Source organism: Pandoraea bronchicola, from assembly GCF_902459805.1.
Lineage (GTDB): Bacteria > Pseudomonadota > Gammaproteobacteria > Burkholderiales > Burkholderiaceae > Pandoraea > Pandoraea bronchicola.
In genome coordinates this window covers 37,066-55,553 of record NZ_CABPST010000007.1, presented here as the reverse complement: position 1 = coordinate 55,553, position 18,488 = coordinate 37,066, and the positions used below count along the sequence as shown (strand labels likewise).

The window sequence follows — 18,488 nt, the reverse complement described above, 5'->3', positions numbered from 1 at the left end:
CTTAGTTGACCATCTGGAGGATGGTGTCGAACAGCGTCGACGCGGTCTGAATCACCTTCGAGTTGGCCTGATAGAGCTGCTGATACTTGATCAGGTTGGCCGCTTCTTCGTCGAGGTTCACGCCGGAATTGGACTGTTGTGCCGTCTGCGCCTGTTGCAGCAGGGTTGACTGCGCGGCGCTGGTGGACTTGTAGGTATTCGTGGTCGAGCCGACGTACGAGACCAGATTGGCGTAGGCCGTCGCGTAGCTCTGCGAGCCGCCTACCTTGGTCTTGTCGTTCTGCAAGGCGGACAGCGCCAGGCCGTTGCGGTTGTCGGTCACGGCGCCCGAGGTGTTCGGCGCAATGGTGAACTTGTCACCGTCGTTGGGTGTGCCGGTGAGATTCACCGTCATGCCGCTCATGGTGATCTTGGCACCATTGGCGGCGTTGTACGGCACGGTGTCGCCAGCGGCGTAAGAAGTCGTCACACCGTTGACCGTGACCGTCATTGGCGACGGCGCGACCAGCGTGAGCGCACCGGTCGTGGCGTCCTTGCTGAACGTGAAGCTCACCGGGGCGGTCAGCACGTTCGACAGATAACTGGCGTCCACACTGCCCTGGTCGACCTTGAGCGAGCCGCCATTGCTGGTGGGGGTCGAGGCGATGATCGGTGCGGCCAGCGCAATCTTGCCCGGATCGGTGATCGCCACGCCGATGTTCTGCCCGGCATTGCGCGTGGGCTGGATCGTGAAGCTGTCGCCCGCCACCATCGAGCCTGTCGTGACCGAGAAGCCGTCGGCAAATGCGGCGCCGCTGGTGTCCTGGAAGTTCAGCGCTGCGCCCGGCGTTGCCGGGGCGCCCGCCGTCCACGTCGCACCGTCCGTCTGGCGCGTGAGCGTGTAGTTCGTGCCGTCGAAGCTCACGGTGTAGTCGCTCGTCGTCACCTTCGAGGCATCGGTGATCGTGGCGTTGAGCGTGGCGGCGTTCGAGTTCTTCGTGCTGGCAATGACCGTCGGGCTAGGCACTGTGAAGAAATTGCCGCCCTGATTGCCGTAGAGATCCAGACCGAGCTGGTTCTGTGCGTTGAACGTGCCGGCCAGCGACAGGGCGATCTGGCCGAGGGAGTTCTGGGCCTGCGTGAGCGCGCCGCTGCGGAACGACAACAGACCGGCCAGCGAGCCGCCCGTGATCGACGACTCCGGAATCGCGACCTTCGTCCCGTTCGGACTGACATATGCGATGGTCACTTGCGACGGGTCGTTCGTCGAGGGCACCGTCGTGAGCTGGTACGCCGAGCTGCCCGTCACCAGCGACTGACCGTTGCCGATGAAGACGTTGTACGCGCCATCGCCGTCCTTGACGACGTTCGTTTGCACGATGGCGTTCAGGTTCGCCACGGCCTGGTCGCGCTGGTCGAGCAGGTCGTTCGGCGTAGCGTTGATGCCGTTGGCCTGCGCCTGCTGAATCGCGTCGTTGAGCGAGGCGATCTGCTTGGCGTAGGTGTTGATCTGGTCGGTCGACTGCGAGAGCGTGCCGTTGATGCTCGAGCGCAGCGTGGACAAGGTGCCCGAGAGCGACTGGAACATGCTCGTGAGCGTCTGTGCCGACGAGATCACGGTGGCGCGGGTGGCCGAGTTGTTCGGCGCGCTCACGATCGTCTGCAGGTTCGTGAAGAACGAGGACATCGTGGCCGACAGGCCGGTCGTCGAGCTACCCAGCGCATTGTTGATCTGCGAGATCTGCTGGTAATAGGTGTTGAGCTGACTGTATTGGGTCTGCGCCTGATTGACCTGATTCGACAGGAACTGGTCGTACACGCGCGACACGTCGGTCACGAGCACGCCCTGACCGAGGTAGCCCATGCCGGTGAACTGGCTGTTCTGCTGTGCGTAGTTCACGACCTGGCGGTTGTAGCCGGCCGTCCCCGAGTTGGAGATGTTGTTGCCAGTGGTGTTCAGGGCGAACTGGGAGGCGTTCAGCCCGCTCATGCCAATATTGATTAGGCTCATGATCTCGCGGCTTGAGTGAGAGGCGCGTCCCGCGGCCCAAGGCCGGCTCGCGCACCGTTACCGATGTGTTTACGGCAGCCCGGCGGCAATATTGAGGCCGCCGCACCAGATGATTTCGTCCCGTTTTCCGTACGGCCTGCCGGCCAACGGCCAACCGCCCCGCCACCTGACGTTCAGGCGAAGTTCTTCATGATCTTCATGAGCTTGCTGGCGTACTGCGGATCGGTCGCGTAACCCGCGCGCTGGAGATTGGTGGCAAAGCTCGCCGCATCGTTGGCGCTTGCCACGACCGACGCATAGCGCGGGTTGTTCGAGATCAGATTCGCGTAGTCGTTGAACGCCTCGTCGTACGAGCGATAGGCCCGGAACTTGGCCATCACCTTGCGCGGCTGGCCATTCACGTACTCGGTCGTGGCGACTTCGACGGTCGGGCCCGTCCAGTTCTTGCCCGCCTTGATGCCGAACACGTTGAAGCTCGTGCTGCCGTCGCTGCGACGGATTTCACGCTTGCCCCAGCCGGACTCGAGCGCCGCCTGGCTCAACATGAAGCGCGCCGGGATACCGCTCTGCGCGCTGGCGTTCTGCGCGGCCGTGGCCATGCGGTCGACGAATTCGCCCGCTGCGGCCGGCGCGCCGTCAGCCACGCCGATGGCGTCGGCCGAGTTGTAGGCGCGCCCCTGAAGCGACTGCTGGCGCCCCATCGCGGCAGGCGGCAGCGTGGTGCCGGTATTGGCGAGCTGCTTGAGCATCAGATCGGCCAGACCGATGCCTTTGTTCGACGCGAGCTGCTGGGCCAGCTGGTCGTCGAGCATGCCGTTGAACATCTTTTCCTGATCGCTGCCGAGCAGGCCGCCGGACATCGTGGCGTCGCGCATGCTCTTCATCATCATCTGCGTGAAGACAGCCTCGAACTGCTTGGCGGCCTGTTGCGTGGCCTGCGGTGTCTGCTGGTGCGCCGCAGCACGCAAGGCCGTCAGACCCTGCATATCGTACGTGGCGCGCTGCGTCAGGTCGGGCAGGTTCTTGCCCGCCGCGCCGGTGAGTCGGTTGCCGTCGGCCATATCAGATGATCTCCAGATCGGCGCGCAGGGCGCCCGAGGCCTTCATGGCCTGCAGAATCGACATCAGGTCCGCCGGGCTCGCACCAAGCGAGTTCAGCGCCTTGACGACGTCGGCGAGGTTGGCGCCCGCCTTAACCATCTTGAGCGCATTGTTCTCCTGTTGAACGGAGATTTGCGAGTTCGGGGCCACCACCGTTTGCCCGCCCGAGAACGGCGCCGGCTGGCTCACATTGTTCTGCGTGTCGATGACCACGGACAGGTTGCCGTGAGCCACCGCGCATTGCTGAATCGTCACGTTCTGGTTCATCACGACCGAACCGGTCCGCGCATTGATGATGACGCGCGCGGCCGTGTTGTCCGGACGCACCTCGAGACTCTCGAGCTGCGCCAGGAACTGCACGCGGGCCGGCGGATCGGTCGGCGTGCGCAGCAGAATCACGCGGCCGTCCAGCGCCTGCGCAGTACCGAAACCGAAGCGGCGGTTCACCGCATCGACCACGCGCTGCGCGGTCGAAAAGTCGGTCGCGTTCAGCTCCATCTGCACGGTGCCCGGCTGGCCGCCCATGGCGGTCGGCACCGCGCGCTCGACAATCGCGCCGCTCGGAATACGGCCCGAGGCCAACTGGTTGATGGTTACGCTCGAGCCGTTGGCCGACGCGCCAGCGCCGCCGATCAACAGATTGCCTTGTGCGAGCGCGTAGACCTGCCCGTCCGGCCCCTTGAGCGGGGTCATGAGCAGCGTGCCGCCGCGCAGGCTCTTGGCGTTACCCATCGACGACACCACCACGTCGATGGCCTGACCGGGGCGCGTGAACGCCGGCAGCGTGGCTGTCACCATCACGGCGGCCACGTTCTTCAACTGCATGTTGGTGCCCGGCGCAACGGTAATCCCCAACTGGGAGAGCATGTTGGTCATGCTCTGCACGGTAAAGGGCGTTTGCGTGGTCTGGTCGCCCGAGTTATCGAGACCGGCCACCAGACCGTAGCCGATCAACTGGTTATCGCGCACCCCCTGAATCGACGCCAGCTCCTTGAGCCGCTCGGCATGTGCGGCGCCCGGCATGAACAATGCCGCGCCGCTCGCCCCCACCAAGGCGAGCGCGGCGACGAAGCGGCGCACGGCCTGACGAAGGTGACGGTAATGGGGCGCGCGGCGCGACAGGAACGGCATGTTCGACATCAGAAGGGCGAAACGTTGAGGAAGAAGCGCTGCAGCCAGCCCATGGTTTCGGCTTCATTGATGTAGCCCTTGCCACGGTATTCGATGCGCGCATCGGCCACCTGCGTCGAAGGCACGGTGTTCGCGCCTGAAATGGTCTGCGGGGCGACGATCCCCGAAAACTTGATGTACTCCGTGCCCTGGTTGATCGCGATCTGCTTCTCACCGGCCACCGCAAGGTTGCCGTTGGAAAGCACGTCCATCACGGTCACGGTGATCTGTCCCGAGAACACGTTGTTGGCGTTGGCCGCGCCCTTGGCGTCGAACTTGTTCGCGCCGCTCGCGTCCAGTCCTTGGTTATTGAGCACGCCGCCGATCACGCCTGGCGTCTGGTTCAGCGTCAGATTGCCGCTGCCCGCGCGGGTCGTGTTGGCCGCCGAGTTCTTGCTCGCCGCCGTGTTCTCGTTGATGACGATCGTGAGAATGTCACCAACATTACGCGGGCGGCGGTCCTCGAACAGCGGACGGTTCGAGTACAGAGGACGGTAGATCGAGCCTTCCGGATCGGCCGCCACCGGCGGGGGTGGCGGACGCGTGGTCGTCGGGCCGGTCACCACAGGCTCTTGCGGGACGTAGGCGCAGCCCGCCAGACCGCTCAACGCGGCGGCGGCGACAAGCGCTAGGTACCGCGCGTGGCCTGCGCTGCGCTGAGTAGCGGTCGTTTGAGCGGACATATCGACGTTCATTCCTGAGTGCTTTCAGCGGCGAACCGCTGCTTACATCTGCGTCAGACGTTGCAGCATCTGGTCGGATGCGGTCACCGCCTTCGAGTTGATTTCATAGGCACGCTGTGCAGAAATCATGTTCACCAGCTCTTCGACGACGTTCACGTTCGACGTTTCGACGTAGTTCTGGTTGAGCACGCCCGCACCGTTGGTCCCCGGCTGCGCCACGTTCGGCGCGCCCGAGGCGGCCGTCTCTGCGTAGAGGTTCTCGCCCATGCTTTGCAGGCCGGCGTTGTTGATGAACGTGGCGAGCTGGAAGGTACCGATCTGCACGTTGGCCGTGTTGCCCGGTTGCGTGACCGAGACCGTGCCGTCGCGAGCAATGGTCAGCGACAGCGCGTTCGCCGGAATCGTGATGGCCGGCTGGATCGGGAAACCCGATGCCGTCACGAGCTGGCCGTTGTTGTCGACCTGGAACGAGCCGTCGCGCGTGTAGGCCGTCGTGCCGTCCGGCATGAGCACCTGGAAGAAGCCGTCGCCGTTGATGGCCACGTCCTTGGCGTTGCTCGTCGAGGTCAGGTTGCCCTGCGTGAAGATGCGCTCGGTCGCAGCCGGGCGCACCCCCGTGCCCAGTTGCAGGCCCGAGGGCAGCAACGTCTGCTGCGACGACTGAGCGCCAGGCTGGCGGATCGTCTGATACAGCAGATCCTCGAACACCGCGCGGCCCTTCTTGAAGCCGTTCGTGCTGGTGTTGGCGAGGTTGTTCGAAATCACGTCCATGTTCGTCTGCTGGGCATTCATGCCGGTAGCAGCGATGTAGAGCGAACGGATCATTGGGTCATTCTCCCCGTGTACGGCAGCGGTGCGAGGTCGCTGACGACCTTGGCGCACCACGCGCGCGTTAGCTGAAGTTCAGCAACTGGTTGGCGGTTTGTTCGTTGGTATCGGCCGTCGAGAGCATCTTCATCTGCATCTCGAAAGCCCGCGACTGCGAAATCATGTTCACCAGGCCACTGACCGGATTGACGTTGCTGTTCTCGATCGAGCCCGAGACCACCACGACATTCGGATCGACCTGCGCCGGTGCGTTGTTCGCCGTGCGGAACAGTCCGTCGTCGCCGCGCACCAGATTGCCTTCCGGCGGATTCACCAGCTTCAACTGCCCCATGACGGCGATGGAGTTGGGCGGATCGCCCTGTCCCAGCGCAGAGAGGGTGCCATCGGTGCCGATGGTCACGGCCGCGCCCGGCGGCACTGCGGCCGGCCCGGCGTCGGTCATCACCGGCAAGCCGTGCAACGTGATCTGGCCGTCGGCCGTCATCTCGAGGTTGCCGCCACGGGTGTAGGCTTCGCGGCCCTGCGCGTCGCGCACGGCGAGCCAGCCCTGCCCCTGAATGGCAACGTCGAGCGCACGGCCGGTCTGCTGCATCGCACCGGGCGTGAAGTCGGTGCCCGGCGTGGACGTGGCCACGAACGTGCGTGTGCCCGTCGTGCCGTCTGCCCCGCGCACCGGGGCCTGACGGAACGCCGCGAGCTGGGCGCGAAAGCCCGGCGTCGAGACGTTCGCCAGATTGTTGGCGGTGGTCGATTGCTGCTCCATCGCCTGCTTCGCGCCCGTCATGGCGATATAGATCAGACGATCCATCGACGGCCTCCGTCCAAGTTACGCATGTGCGCGGCCCGCCTTACAGGTTCACCATCGTCTGCATCAACTGGTCTTCCGTCTTGATCGTCTGCGCGTTGGCTTGATAGTTGCGCTGCGCCGTGATCATGTGGACCAGTTCCGCCGTCAGGTCGACGTTCGACGCTTCCACAGCGCCCGCCTGCAGCTTGCCGAGGTTCGTGCCACCCGGCACGCCGACGATCGGAATGCCCGAATCGGCCGACTCCGACCACAGGTTGTTGCCCAGCGGGATCAGGCCCTGCACGTTGTTGAAGTTGGCGAGCGCCACCTGACCGAGCGTCATCGACTGGGTATTCGAGTACGTGCCGACGATGGTGCCATCGGCGTTGAACGTGAAGCCAGTCAGACGGCCCGACGTGTAGCCGTTCTGTGTGAGCGTGTTCGGCGAATAGGTGTTGCCGTATTGCGTGGTGCCCGACAGGTCGAACGTCATGTTGGCGTTCGATGCGCCGTTGCCGTAGGTGATCGTCGGCAGCGTGATCGGGCCGGTGACGGCAGCGCCCGTCGAATCCGTCTGCGCCACGAGGCTCCCCGCCGAGTTGAACGTCATAGTGGCAATCGGGCCGGCCCCGACCTGGGTCGTGCCGTCGACCGAGGCGTACACGGACCACGTGGCGTTGTTGGTCACCGGGTCGACGCTCGACTTTGCGAAGTACACATTTACGTCGTGGGAGTTGCCCAGCGAATCGTAGACCTTGAGCGACGTGGCGTTCGTGTACGAGCTCGAGTCGGTGATCGAGAACGGAGTCGTAATGACCGGTTTGCGCGAGTCGAGGTTGAACTGACCCGTGATCTTGGTGGTGGCCGTCGGCGACAGATCGCCCGTCGGAATCTGCAGGTCGACCGGCGACACGCTGTTGATGATGCCGTTCGGCCCGGCGAGATAGCCGGTCAGGTGGTCGCCGTTGGCATCGACGATGTAGCCGTTTTTGTCGAGCGAGAACTGGCCGTTACGCGTGTAGGCGATGGTGCCGTTGTTCGACACGCGGAAGAAACCGTTGCCCGAAATTGCGAGGTCGAGCTGACGGTTCGTGACCGTGATGTCGCCCTGCGTGAACTGTTGCGCGACGGTCGACACACGCGTACCGATACCGACGGTGTTGTTGCCCGCACCGAACAGCGAGTTGGCGTAGATGTCGGCGAACTGTGCCTGTCCCTGCTTGAAACCGACGGTGGCCGCGTTGGCAACGTTGTTGCCGATGACGTCCAGGTCCTTGGAGGCGGCGTTCAGGCCGCTCAATCCGGTCGAAAATGCCATGGTGATACTCCTGAAATTCGGTTGTCGACGATGTCTGTCGCGATGAAAACGGTTGAGGGCTTACGTCGGATAAGAGCGGTTACAGGATCTCGCGCACGTCGGAGAGCTTGACGTTCGAGCCCGTGCCGACATTGAGCAGCGGCGCGCCGGTCGTGCTGGCGACCACGCTCTGCACCTGGGCATAGGAGAGCAGCGTCGGCGTCACCGCGCTGCCGTTGGCCGAGGCGTTGACCGTCAACGTGTAGTTGCCATCGGCCACTGCGGCGCCGGAATCATCCTTGGCGTCCCACGTGAGGGCCTGCACCCCAGCGTCGAGCGCGCCCGCGTTGACCGTGCGCACCACCTTGCCGGTGCTGTCCTTGATCTGGATCGTGACGGTGTCCGCATCGCTCGGCAGTTCGAAGCCGAACGGGGTGGCCGTCTTCGTGACGGTGCCGTCCGTCGCCGTGGTGCTGCCAACGCCGACGTTGTTGCCCGGGATCAACACACCCTTTCCGACCAGCGCGGCGGCTTGCAGGCTCTGCGTCGAGTTGAGCTGTGACGTCACCGACGACAGCGTGGTGTTCAATTGGGTGATGCCCGAGACCGTGCTGATCTGCGCGAGCTGCGAGGTCACCTGCGAGTTGTCCATCGGGTTGAGCGGATCCTGGTTGTTCATCTGTGCGACGAGCAACTTCAGGAAGCTGTTCTGCAGGTCGTCTGCGCTGCCTGCCGAGGACTTCGAGCTCGAGCTGTTGCTCGCCGTGCCGTTGACCGAGTCGAGGAACGACTGCGAGAGGTTGGCAGGGTTCGACGTGTTGATACTTGCCATTGTTCTGGTCTCCGCGCGGCCCCTTACTGGCCGACCGTGAGGGTTTTGAGCATCAGCGTCTTGGCGGTGTTGAGTGCCTCGACGTTGGCCTGATAGGAACGGGAAGCGGAGATCATGTTGACCATCTCCTCCACCGGATTCACGTTGGGCATGGTGACGTAGCCCTGGGCATTGGCTGCCGGATTCTTCGGGTCGTACACCGTCTTGAGTGGCGACGGGTCTTCGACCACCCCGGCCACTTTCACACCGCCGACGTCGGCCCCGGCCACCGGGTTGACCTGAAACACGACCTGCTTGGCGCGGTACGGCTGACCGTCGGGGCCGGTCACCGACTCGGCGTTGGCCAGATTGCTGGCCGTGACGTTCATGCGCTGCGACTGGGCCGTCATGGCCGAGCCGGCAACATCGAAAATGCTCATGAGTGGCATGGCACTTACCCTTGACTCGTGATGGCTGCCAGCATCGTCTTGATCTGGCTGGACAGGACCGTGAGGCCCGTTTGGTAATGCACGGCGTTATCGGCGAAGTTCACGCGCTCGGCATCGAGTTCGACGGTGTTGCCGTCCACGCTTTGCTGATACGGCACGCGATAGAGCAGCTCGGGGCCGCCCAGCGGCGGCGCCATGCTCACGCCACGTCCGGCGATGTGGCGCGACGATGTGCGCGAGAGCGACACGCTCGACTCGGTGGCGAGCTGTTGCTGCGCGCCGCGCTCGACAGCCTGGCTCAATGCATTGTTGAAATCGACGTCACGCGACTTGTATCCCGGCGTGTCCGCGTTGGCGATGTTCGACGAGATCACCTCCTGGCGATAGGCGCGCATGGCCAGCGCCTGCTGGGAAAATCGCAATGCCGCGTCCAGTTTGTCCATGATCTCGTCTCGCCCGATGCTTGCCCTGATGCTGGGTAATGCACAAGAAACCTGCCCGTGGTGCGCGAGTGGCAACGGGTCCGCTCAGAGGTGTCTGGCGGGCGCCGCGCGGTGCGCAGACGGGATGTCCTGCCGGGTCCGGAAAAAGTACGGACCTTTTGGCATGCTTCGCATCGTATGCGTCCCCCCCGGGATTCAATCGGAGGAATAGGAAGGAGATTGACCGCCATTTCGAGCCATGCCCCGCCACAGGACATCTCTAGAATGGCTTCCTGACGGCATCGGGCGGGGTTCGCCCCCCAGGCATAGGAACGCTGCCCGGTGCCGTCGGCTTCACGTGGATACGTGGGCGGTTTTCGTGTGCTGAGGCAGGTTGAGCGTCGAGCACCCCGTGGTTGCATCGGGTGACGGCTGCAAGGAGAGTAAGCATGGCAGGCAAATTCGGCAGCGGTCTTGCCAGTGCCCCGCACGCGCGCCATGCGCAGCGGCAGCGCCAGCGCTCGTCCGTACGATCCGGCCTGCTGGCAGCCGCACTGAGCCTGGCAAGCCTGACAATGCCGGGCCTCGCGCAGGCCGCGTCCCCCGCCGCAGGTATCGCCTCCGACACCGCCGCACAGAACCTCGGCAACACGCTCGGCCCGGGCGCTATCGTCATCCCCGGCAACAACGCCGCCGCGGGCGGCGTCGCATCGAACACGCCGAACCTGGTTCGCCCCGTTACGACGACGAACGCCAATCCGAATGCTGCGAATACCGGTGTCGCCAGCGCGAACGCGCAGGCGCCTCAGGCCGCCCCCCAGAATTCTCAGTTCCAGAACACAGAAGTCATTCGTCAAACGGCCGAACGCTTCCTGCGCGAACAAACGACCGGGTTGCCCGGGCGCGTGAGCGTCACGGTCGGCGACGCGGTCTCCGATCGGATGCCAGCCTGCCCGGTGCTCGAACCGTTTCTGCCGCCCGGGGCGCGCCTGTGGGGCTCGACGACCGTGGGCGTGCGTTGCTCGGGCGAGCGTCCGTGGACGCTGTATTTGCAGGCACGCGTGAGCATCAATGCAACGTACTTCGTTGCGGCGCGCCAGATCAATCCCGGCGAGACCATCGGGCCAAACGATCTGTCGCCGCGCCAGGGCGATCTCACGCTGCTGCCGCGCACCGTGGCGACAGATGCCGGACAGATCGTCGGCACCGTTGCCGTGAACCGTATTACGTCGGGGCTGCCGATTCGCTCCGATCTGCTGCGCAGTGCAATTGCCGTTCAGCAGGGACAAACGGTCCGCGTGGTCTCGCGCGGCGCCGGTTTCGAAGTCAGCACCGAAGGACAGGTGCTCTCGCGTGCCAGTGCTGGCGACCCCGTTCAGGTGCGCACCCGCGCCGGTCAGGTGGTCAGCGGCACGGTCAAGACTGGCAAAGGTGGCAACGTCGAAGTCGAAGTTGCACTTTGAGTAAGCACTTACTACGATTTAGTATTCGCTGAAATCACCCGGTCACTTGAACTGGTAACAGGATGTTACTTGCCTAAAGTTAGGGCGGATAATGCCGTTACACAGGCAAGTTTCTGGGGAAAGCACATGAAGATCAAACCACCCGCCAATCCGTTGACTGGCGTCGGCGCCGGCAAGGCGGCGGCGACCGATCGGACGACCGCCGGCACTGTAGGTGCCGATGGCTCGGCGTCGTCCGTGGCAAATGCCGCCAGCGATGCGAGCGTGAGCACGAGCGCACTGTCGTCGGAAATGCGCGCCTTGCAGGCAGCGCTCGCCCAGACGGGCTCGGCAGATATCGACGTTAGCAAGGTGGCCGCCATCAAGGACGCGATTGCCAAGGGCCAGCTCACTATCGATCCCTCCAAGATTGCGGACGGTCTCATCGCGACCGCGCGCGATCTGCTTTCTACGCAATCGAAGTCATGACCACCGATGCCCTGCTGAACGCCCTGTCTGCCGAGACGACCGCCATTGGCGCGTTTTCGGCGTTGCTTGGTGAGGAACAGCAGGCACTGGTCAACGGCACGCTCGACGCGTTGCCGGAGCTGACCGAGCGCAAGACGCGCGCCGTCACGGAACTCGCGACACTCGGCCGCGAGCGCGACGCTCAACTGGAAGCACTGGGTTTCACGCCTGACGAGGCTGGCGCCACGGCCGCCGCGGCCGCCGACTCCCGCATCGACACCGCCTGGAAGGCGCTGCTCGCCGCCGCGTTGGACGCCAAACGCGCCAACGATACGAATGGCGTACTCATCCACACCCGCTTGACCTACACCCAGCAAGCCCTGAACGTGCTGTACGGCCCGGAGAAGAACGCTCCGCTGTACGGCCCGGATGGCCGCACCACGCCGCGTTCGAGCGGCGGTAGCGTGACGGCCTGACCGGGCTTAGTTCGTCGAGCGCTTAAGGCTCGCGAGCCGATTCAGGCTCACACCCCGTTCTGCAGCTTCGATCACCAGCGCACGATGCGGCGTTGGCGGAATGCGCACTCGGAATTCGCCGCGATAGCGATAGCTCGGCCAGCGATTGCGGAGCCTTTTCGCCACTTGCGAGCCAATCGCCGGCCACCCCGGCCACGACTTTCCGAATTTTGAGGATGCGGTGCGCCGAGATGCGCAAGCCGCCGAGCGATTTCTATTTCCCGCGACTCAACTCGCCGACGTCCACGCCTTCTCACGCAGCGTCGCGCGCAAGCGCGAGATCGCCTGGCTGTGCAACTGGCAGACACGAGACTCGCTCACTTCGAGCACCGCGCCGATTTCGCGCAGATTCAACCCTTGCTCGTAGTAGAGGCTCATCAGCAATTTTTCGCGCTCGGGCAAGCGGTCGATCGCATCGACGACGCCGCCGCGCAAGCCCTCGTCGAGCAGCATGGTGAGCGGATCGGCCCCCGGGTCCGAACAGATCCGGTCGATGAACGGCTCTTCGTCAGCCGCTTCGAAATCTTCGTAATAGATCAACTGACAGCCGTGCACTTCCTGCAGCATGTGCTGATACTCGGCCAGTCCGATGGACATCTCGCCCGCAATCTCGCTCTCGGACGGCCCTCGTCCCAGCCGTTGCTCCAGTCGCTGCACCGCCTGCTCGATCTGACGCGCTGTCTTGCGAATGCCTCGCGAGGCCCAGTCCAGCTCGCGCAACTCGTCGAGCATCGCCCCGCGAATGCGCTGGCTCGCGTACGTTTCGAACTGGGCGCCCTGCGTCTCCTGATACCGGTTCGACGCATCGAGCAGCCCGAGCATGCCCGCCTGAATCAGATCTTCCAATTCCACGCTCGCCGGCAGCTTCGCCATCAATTGCAGCGCCAGACGGCGCACCAATGGCGCGTATTGGGTCAGGGTGTCGTTCGTGTCGACCTTCCCGCGCGCGGTATACATGTTTCCCTCCGCTTCCTCTCGACGCGTGCCGTGATGTCAGACCGTGTGGGCACTGACCGTGCCCACCCCATGCGTCAGCTCGCTGCCGCGATCGGCACCGAGCGCCGCCGGACCTGTCTCTCGCATGGCCAACGGCCAATGCATCACCTGTGCCGCCAACTGACGATAGGCCACCGCCGCCGGCGCCATCGGGAACGCATCGACCACGGTGCGCGTCAGTTGCCGCGCACGCATGACTTGCCGATCCACGGGGACATGGCCTGCCAGGTCCAGCGACACCGCCAGATAGCGGCTCGCCGTCGTTGCCAGATTGCGGCACACCACGCGTGCCTCGATATCTTCTGCCCGATTCACCAGAACCCGGAATTGCGCCAGCGCATACTCGAAATGCGCCAGCTTGATCCACGAATACGCCCCCGTGATCGCCGCCGGCTCGCAGCCGAGCACCACCAGCACGTCGTGCGCATGCGCAGCGAGCGGGCTCAACACCGCCCCCCCCGCGTGGGTGCAATCGATGACCACGATATCGGGCTCGCCCGTCGTCAGCAATGGCAGCGCGAGCGACGGATCGATACGTTCGGGATGACGGTGCGCCACTGGCACCAGGACGACGTTGTCGCGCGTGTGGACGCGAATCGCCTCAGGCGATACGCGCGCGGCGAGCACGTCGTGGATGTCGCCGCGCAGCGGCAGACCGAGGGCCGGCGCCGCATGGCCGCTCTCGTCGGCCAGCACGACATCCTGACCGTGATGGGCCAGCGCACTGGCCAGATTCAGGGCAACACTCGTCTGACCCGCTTCAGGCGCACTACCTACCACCGCGACGATACGCGTGGTATGGCGCGCCACCAACCGGCGCAGTCCTTCCGCTTGATCGACTACGAGTTTAACCAAAGCAGGCCTCGCCTGAAGGTTGGGCGGGCGCGAAAAGCCCGCTGTAGTTGGGGTCGACTCCGCGCACCACCGCAGGCAAATCTTCCTCGGCCGGCACGAACGGTGAGCCCGTCACCGGCGCGGTAAGCGCCGTATCGACGAGGAACTGCCGGTCGGCAACGTGCAGGTTCTCCGGCACGCGCTGCCCGGTGGACACATAATGCACCGGCAATCGATGGCGAATCACCGTATCGAGCACCGAGCCGAGATTCGTCGTCTCGTCGAGCTTCGTCAGAATACACCCGGCGAGATCGCCACCGCCTTCGGCACTGGCGCTGCGATAGGCATGCACCACTTCGTTGAGCGTGTCGCCATGACTCGTGGCGTTGAGCAACAGCAAGCGCTGCACCGGCGTCTCCGCCCCGCACAGCATCGCCACCTGCTCCGGCACCGTACGGTCGCGCTGGCTCATGCCCACCGTGTCGATCAGCACCATGTGCTTGTTGCGCAACTCGGTCAGCGCGAGACGCAGATCCGTAGCATCCTTCACCGCATGCACCGTCACGCCGAGAATCTTGCCGTAAATGCGCAACTGCTCGTGCCCGCCGATACGATAGCTGTCGGTCGTGAGCAATGCGAGCTTCTCCGCGCCGTGACGCATCACGCAGCGCGCCGCGAGCTTGGCCGTCGTCGTGGTCTTGCCCACGCCGGTCGGGCCCATCAGCGCATACACGCCGCCGCGGTCCATCAGTTCGTCTTCGTTCGGCATGACGGGCAGGTTGCGCTTGAGCGCACTCTTCACCCAGTCGAGACCACTCTCGCGGTCGCTCCCCTCGGGCAGATGCTCGAGCAGCGCGCGGCCCAGTTGCGCCGAGAACCCGGCAGCGAGCAGCGTGCGCAGAATCTCGCCCTGTGCCGGGGAGCGGCGTTGCTTGTCGTTCCAGACCAGCCCCGCAACCTGTTCTTCGAGCAAGCCGCGCATGCTCTGGAGCTCGCCCATCATGGTTTGCGCGAACGCGCTCGCCGCGGCGGCCTCGTGCGCACCCACGGCGGGTGCCGCAGACACTGACGCGACCGGTGCCACCGGGCGCGGACGCGGCCGGTGCGTCGGCATGTCGCCCCCCGCGAGCGCGTCGAGATCCTCTTCCGCCAGCGCAACGATTTCCACGCCGTTGGCCACCGAGCGGTTGGACAACACGACCGCATCCGGTCCGATTTCCTCGCGAATCTGGCGCAGTGCGTCGCGGCACGTGCCCGCAAAGAATTTCCGAATCTTCACGCTTGACCTCCGATGAGTGCCGTCATTTTCACGTTCCGTGTGTCAGGCACTTCCGCATACGACAAAACCTTGAGCTGCGGCAGGCTGCGGCGCAGGAAGCGCGAGAGCAGCGAACGCAGCGGATGTTGAACCAACAGTACCGGCGGCAAGCCCTGACGCTCCTGACGCGCCACGGCTGCCTGGGTTTCACGCAGCAATGTGTCCGCGAGGCCCGGCTCGAGACCGGTGCCTCCGCCTGCGGACAACGCCTGCGTGAGAATTCGTTCGAGATTGGCGTCGAGCCCCACCACCTCGAGATCGCCGCTGCCCGGGAACACACTTTGCGTGATCGCGCGGCCCAGCGACAGGCGCACCAGCGCCGTGAGGTCGTACGGGTCCTGCACACGCGCGCCATGCTCGGCAATGGTGTCGATGATGGTACGCATGTCGCGAATCGGCACCCGCTCCTCGAGCAGGTTCTGCAACACCTTCTGCAACGTGGTGAGCGCGATGGTCTTCGGCACCAGATCTTCGATGAGCTTCGGCGCATCCTTGCCGATACGCTCGATGAGCTGCTGCACTTCCTGACGTCCCAGCAATTCGTGCGCGTGCGCGTTGATCAGGTGATTCAGGTGCGTGGCGACCACGGTGCCTGCATCGACCACTGTGTAGCCGTAAGCCTGTGCCTGATCGCGCTGGCCGACGTCGATCCACGTGGCCGGCAAACCGAAGGCCGGATCGCGCGTCGGCATGCCTTGCAGCGGCGCGGTGACCTGCCCCGGATCGATAGCGAGCAGTTGACCCGGATATGCCTCGCCCTCGCCGATGATCACGCCTTTGAGCGTGATGCGGTACTGGTTCGGACGCAGCTCCAGATTGTCGCGAATGTGGACCACCGGCGCGAGGAAGCCGATTTCCTGCGCGAACTTCTTGCGGATACCCTTGATACGCTTGAGCAGTTCGCCATCCTGATTGCGGTCCACGAGCGGAATGAGGCGATAACCGACTTCCAGGCCCAGCGGGTCGACGAGCGCCACGTCTTCCCACGAGGCTTCGGCCACTTCGGCGGGCGCGGTGGCCGCCACCGGCGTCGGACGCGTGGCCTGTTGCTTGGCCGCCTCGGCCTTGCGGTACTGCCAGCGGGCGAGTGCGCCAAGACCGATCGCCAGCAGCAGGAAGGCGAAGTGCGGCATGCCCGGAATCAGCCCCATCAGACCGAGAATCGCCGCCGTGATCCCAAGGACGCGCGGATTGCTGAAGAGCTGCGAGACGACCTGCTGGCCGACGTCTTCGTCCGTCGCCACACGCGAGACGACCACACCGGCGGCCGTCGAGATCACCAGTGCCGGGATCTGCGCGACGAGGCCGTCACCAATGGTCAGCAGGGTGTAGTTCTTGGCCGCCAGACCGATGTCCAGCCCGTGCTGGACCACGCCGACGATCAGACCGCCGACGATGTTGATGACCATGATGAGCAGACCGGCGACCGCGTCGCCGCGCACGAACTTCGACGCACCGTCCATCGAGCCGTAGAAGTCGGCTTCCTGCGCGATCACCGAGCGGCGCTTGCGCGCCTCCTCTTCGCCGATCAAGCCGGCGTTCAGGTCGGCGTCGATGGCCATCTGCTTGCCGGGCATGGCATCGAGGGTGAAGCGGGCGCCGACTTCCGCGATACGTCCGGCACCCTTGGTGATCACCATGAAGTTGATGACCACGAGGATGATGAACACCACGATACCGACAGCGTAGTTGCCGCCCACGAGGAAGTGGCCGAACGCCTCGATGACCTTGCCGGCGGCGTCCGGGCCAGTATGGCCTTCGAGCAGCACCACACGGGTGGACGCCACGTTCAGCGACAGTCTGAGCAGCGTCGAGAACAGCAGCACACTCGGAAACGCCGCGAAGTCGAGCGGCTTTTGCGTGTACATGCTCACGAGCAGCACCATCACCGCCAGCGCAATGTTGAAGGTGAACAGCAGATCCAGGATGAACGGCGGCAACGGGAGGATCATCATGCCCAGAATCATGATGATCAGCACCGGCGCGGCGAGCGACTTCAGACTGCCGCCGAGAAACATTTGCGACGAGCGCAGTAGCTGGTTCGCGCGAGGGTTGAGGTTCATTCGTTACACTCGTTTCGGCCCGGCGCGCCGCGGCGCGTCGAGTTCGGCCGGCACCGGCAGGTCAGACGGAACGTTCGGCTCCACGCCTCCCTCGGTACGCCAACGGCGAAGCTGGAAGACCCACGCCAGCACTTCGGCCACGGCCGTGTACAGCGTGGCCGGAATTTCGTGACCGATCTCAACGTGCGCGTGCAGCGCGCGCGCGAGCGGCGGGGCTTCGAGAATCGGGATGTTGTGCTCGGCGCCCATCTCACGGATGCGCTGCGCCACCAGGTCGGTTCCTTTGGCCAGCACGCGCGGCGCGCGCATGTTGTCCTTGTATTCGAGGGCGACGGCAAAGTGGGTCGGGTTGGTCACGATCACGTCGGCCTTGGGCACGTCCTGCATCATGCGCCGGCGCGCGGTCTGGCGCTGCAACTGGCGGATATGCGCCTTGAGGTGCGGATCGCCTTCCGACTCCTTGTTTTCCTGCCGCACTTCCTCCTTGGTCATGCGCAGCTTCTTGTAGTGCTGCCAGAGCTGGTACGGAATATCGATGGCCGCCACCAGCAACAGCGACGAGACGATAAACGCGCAGCACACCACGATCATCTCGCCCACGTAGGGCAGCGCCGCGCGAGGCGATTGGGTCATCAGTCCCATCACGGCGTCCTTATCGCGCGCAATCGCCCAGTAGGCCACCGCACCGACGAGAAGCGTCTTCGCCACCGCCTTGATCAGTTCGATCAGGCCTTGCGTGGAGAACATGCGGCCGAGCCCCTTGAGCGGGTTCAGGCGGCCGAAGTTGGGCGCGAGCGATTTGGTCGTGAAGAGCCAGCCACCCAGCGCCATCGGCGCGGCGATCGCCGCCAGCACCAGCACGCCGAGCAGCGGGGCAATAGCGATGAGAGCGTCGGCGCCCGAGTGGGCGGCGTTGGAAAGCATGCGGTGGGTGTCGAGGGCAGTGCCGGGCTCGAACTGCATGCTGTGGCGCATGAGCTGGGCGAAGCCCTGCGAGATCCGGTCGGCCGTCATCCACAGGCCGGCGACCCCGGCCGCCAGCAAGGCGAACGTGGATAGCTCGCGCGAACGCGCAACCTGTCCCTCCTCGCGCGCCTTTTCAAGACGCCGGGGAGACGCAGGTTCCGACTTTTCGAGATCGCTTTCCTCAGCCATGCCCTATCCACAGCGGGCGGACGAACCCACCCTATCGCGACTGATTATGGCCGTAACCGTCAAGTCACAAAGGGGGGAATAGAGGCGGGATTGGGCGGTATTTCGCGATGGCGGCCGGGCGGGGCCGGTACCGGGGCCGAAAATCGGCGCCCCGCGAGC

Annotated in this window: 19 protein-coding genes; 3 read left to right on the top strand and 16 right to left on the bottom strand. The window is 64.6% G+C overall.

The annotated features are described in order from the left end of the window. Position 1: 1 nt before the first annotated feature. From flgK to flgB, 10 genes are all read right to left on the bottom strand, one after another. A complete protein-coding gene (gene flgK, locus PBR20603_RS14435) occupies positions 2-1,990 on the bottom strand; it encodes a flagellar hook-associated protein FlgK (protein ID WP_150560209.1) in 1,989 nt (662 codons plus the stop codon). 173 nt (positions 1,991-2,163) lie between these two features. Beyond that, positions 2,164-3,051: a flagellar assembly peptidoglycan hydrolase FlgJ gene (flgJ, locus tag PBR20603_RS14430; protein ID WP_150560208.1), complete on the bottom strand. Its 888-nt coding sequence runs from the start codon at positions 3,049-3,051 to the stop codon at positions 2,164-2,166. Between the two features lies 1 nt (position 3,052). Next, entirely contained in the window at positions 3,053-4,222 is a 1,170-nt protein-coding gene (locus tag PBR20603_RS14425) for a flagellar basal body P-ring protein FlgI (RefSeq protein WP_425495821.1), read from the bottom strand. An 8-nt stretch (positions 4,223-4,230) separates the two neighbouring features. Further along, positions 4,231-4,944, bottom strand: coding sequence for a flagellar basal body L-ring protein FlgH (locus PBR20603_RS14420; RefSeq protein ID WP_174977922.1), 714 nt, complete (start codon positions 4,942-4,944; stop codon positions 4,231-4,233). Between the two features lie 42 nt (positions 4,945-4,986). Beyond that, on the bottom strand, positions 4,987-5,769 hold the full coding sequence (gene flgG, locus PBR20603_RS14415; RefSeq protein WP_150560205.1) for a flagellar basal-body rod protein FlgG: 783 nt from the start codon (positions 5,767-5,769) through the stop codon (positions 4,987-4,989). 67 nt (positions 5,770-5,836) lie between these two features. Then, entirely contained in the window at positions 5,837-6,580 is a 744-nt protein-coding gene (locus PBR20603_RS14410) for a flagellar basal body rod protein FlgF (RefSeq protein WP_150560204.1), read from the bottom strand. A gap of 40 nt (positions 6,581-6,620) precedes the next feature. Next, positions 6,621-7,877, bottom strand: coding sequence for a flagellar hook protein FlgE (flgE, locus tag PBR20603_RS14405; protein ID WP_150560203.1), 1,257 nt, complete (start codon positions 7,875-7,877; stop codon positions 6,621-6,623). A gap of 79 nt (positions 7,878-7,956) precedes the next feature. Next, positions 7,957-8,688, bottom strand: coding sequence for a flagellar hook assembly protein FlgD (flgD, locus tag PBR20603_RS14400; RefSeq protein WP_150560202.1), 732 nt, complete (start codon positions 8,686-8,688; stop codon positions 7,957-7,959). 23 nt (positions 8,689-8,711) lie between these two features. Continuing rightward, on the bottom strand, positions 8,712-9,116 hold the full coding sequence (flgC, locus tag PBR20603_RS14395; protein WP_150560201.1) for a flagellar basal body rod protein FlgC: 405 nt from the start codon (positions 9,114-9,116) through the stop codon (positions 8,712-8,714). A gap of 5 nt (positions 9,117-9,121) precedes the next feature. Further along, positions 9,122-9,562 (bottom strand): flagellar basal body rod protein FlgB, encoded by a 441-nt coding sequence (flgB, locus tag PBR20603_RS14390; protein WP_150560347.1) that lies wholly within the window; start codon positions 9,560-9,562, stop codon positions 9,122-9,124. Positions 9,563-9,987: 425 nt separating this feature from the next. Here flgB and flgA point away from each other — a divergent pair, with 425 nt between their 5' ends. The 3 genes from flgA (at position 9,988) to PBR20603_RS14375 (ending at position 11,924) form a co-directional block, all read left to right on the top strand. Further along, entirely contained in the window at positions 9,988-11,001 is a 1,014-nt protein-coding gene (flgA, locus tag PBR20603_RS14385; RefSeq protein WP_150560200.1) for a flagellar basal body P-ring formation chaperone FlgA, read from the top strand. A gap of 126 nt (positions 11,002-11,127) precedes the next feature. Beyond that, positions 11,128-11,469, top strand: coding sequence for a flagellar biosynthesis anti-sigma factor FlgM (gene flgM / locus PBR20603_RS14380; protein ID WP_150560199.1), 342 nt, complete (start codon positions 11,128-11,130; stop codon positions 11,467-11,469). Next, complete coding sequence (locus tag PBR20603_RS14375) at positions 11,466-11,924, top strand: flagella synthesis protein FlgN (protein WP_150560198.1); 459 nt, start codon at positions 11,466-11,468, stop codon at positions 11,922-11,924. The genes flgM and PBR20603_RS14375 overlap by 4 nt, the downstream gene beginning before the upstream one ends. Positions 11,925-11,930: 6 nt before the next feature. Here PBR20603_RS14375 and PBR20603_RS14370 read toward each other — a convergent pair whose 3' ends face one another. The 6 genes from PBR20603_RS14370 to flhB all read right to left on the bottom strand — a co-directional run bounded on the left by PBR20603_RS14370 (position 11,931) and on the right by flhB (position 18,329). Continuing rightward, a complete protein-coding gene (locus PBR20603_RS14370) occupies positions 11,931-12,089 on the bottom strand; it encodes a toxin-antitoxin system HicB family antitoxin (protein WP_246174678.1) in 159 nt (52 codons plus the stop codon). Positions 12,090-12,191: 102 nt separating this feature from the next. Next, positions 12,192-12,920, bottom strand: coding sequence for an RNA polymerase sigma factor FliA (locus tag PBR20603_RS14365; RefSeq protein WP_150560197.1), 729 nt, complete (start codon positions 12,918-12,920; stop codon positions 12,192-12,194). 36 nt (positions 12,921-12,956) lie between these two features. Next, positions 12,957-13,814 carry a MinD/ParA family ATP-binding protein gene (locus PBR20603_RS14360; RefSeq protein WP_150560196.1) on the bottom strand — a complete coding sequence of 286 codons (858 nt, stop codon included), beginning with the start codon at positions 13,812-13,814 and terminating at the stop codon, positions 12,957-12,959. Then, a complete protein-coding gene (flhF, locus tag PBR20603_RS14355) occupies positions 13,807-15,072 on the bottom strand; it encodes a flagellar biosynthesis GTPase FlhF (RefSeq protein ID WP_150560195.1) in 1,266 nt (421 codons plus the stop codon). The genes PBR20603_RS14360 and flhF overlap by 8 nt, the downstream gene beginning before the upstream one ends. Further along, positions 15,069-17,129 (bottom strand): flagellar biosynthesis protein FlhA, encoded by a 2,061-nt coding sequence (flhA, locus tag PBR20603_RS14350; protein WP_425495820.1) that lies wholly within the window; start codon positions 17,127-17,129, stop codon positions 15,069-15,071. Before flhA ends, flhF begins: the two co-directional genes overlap by 4 nt. Positions 17,130-17,177: 48 nt before the next feature. Then, positions 17,178-18,329 (bottom strand): flagellar biosynthesis protein FlhB, encoded by a 1,152-nt coding sequence (gene flhB, locus PBR20603_RS14345; protein ID WP_150560193.1) that lies wholly within the window; start codon positions 18,327-18,329, stop codon positions 17,178-17,180. Positions 18,330-18,488 lie beyond the last annotated feature (159 nt).

Coding starts and splice junctions, on each gene's coding strand:
- flgK (WP_150560209.1), bottom strand. CDS start 1,990: ATGAGCCTAATCAATATTGGCATGAGCGGGCTGAACGCCTCCCAGTTC.
- flgJ (WP_150560208.1), bottom strand. CDS start 3,051: ATGGCCGACGGCAACCGACTCACCGGCGCGGCGGGCAAGAACCTGCCC.
- PBR20603_RS14425 (WP_425495821.1), bottom strand. CDS start 4,222: ATGCCGTTCCTGTCGCGCCGCGCGCCCCATTACCGTCACCTTCGTCAG.
- PBR20603_RS14420 (WP_174977922.1), bottom strand. CDS start 4,944: ATGTCCGCTCAAACGACCGCTACTCAGCGCAGCGCAGGCCACGCGCGG.
- flgG (WP_150560205.1), bottom strand. CDS start 5,769: ATGATCCGTTCGCTCTACATCGCTGCTACCGGCATGAATGCCCAGCAG.
- PBR20603_RS14410 (WP_150560204.1), bottom strand. CDS start 6,580: ATGGATCGTCTGATCTATATCGCCATGACGGGCGCGAAGCAGGCGATG.
- flgE (WP_150560203.1), bottom strand. CDS start 7,877: ATGGCATTTTCGACCGGATTGAGCGGCCTGAACGCCGCCTCCAAGGAC.
- flgD (WP_150560202.1), bottom strand. CDS start 8,688: ATGGCAAGTATCAACACGTCGAACCCTGCCAACCTCTCGCAGTCGTTC.
- flgC (WP_150560201.1), bottom strand. CDS start 9,116: ATGCCACTCATGAGCATTTTCGATGTTGCCGGCTCGGCCATGACGGCC.
- flgA (WP_150560200.1), top strand. CDS start 9,988: ATGGCAGGCAAATTCGGCAGCGGTCTTGCCAGTGCCCCGCACGCGCGC.
- flgM (WP_150560199.1), top strand. CDS start 11,128: ATGAAGATCAAACCACCCGCCAATCCGTTGACTGGCGTCGGCGCCGGC.
- PBR20603_RS14375 (WP_150560198.1), top strand. CDS start 11,466: ATGACCACCGATGCCCTGCTGAACGCCCTGTCTGCCGAGACGACCGCC.
- PBR20603_RS14365 (WP_150560197.1), bottom strand. CDS start 12,920: ATGTATACCGCGCGCGGGAAGGTCGACACGAACGACACCCTGACCCAA.
- flhA (WP_425495820.1), bottom strand. CDS start 17,129: ATGTTTCTCGGCGGCAGTCTGAAGTCGCTCGCCGCGCCGGTGCTGATC.
- flhB (WP_150560193.1), bottom strand. CDS start 18,329: ATGGCTGAGGAAAGCGATCTCGAAAAGTCGGAACCTGCGTCTCCCCGG.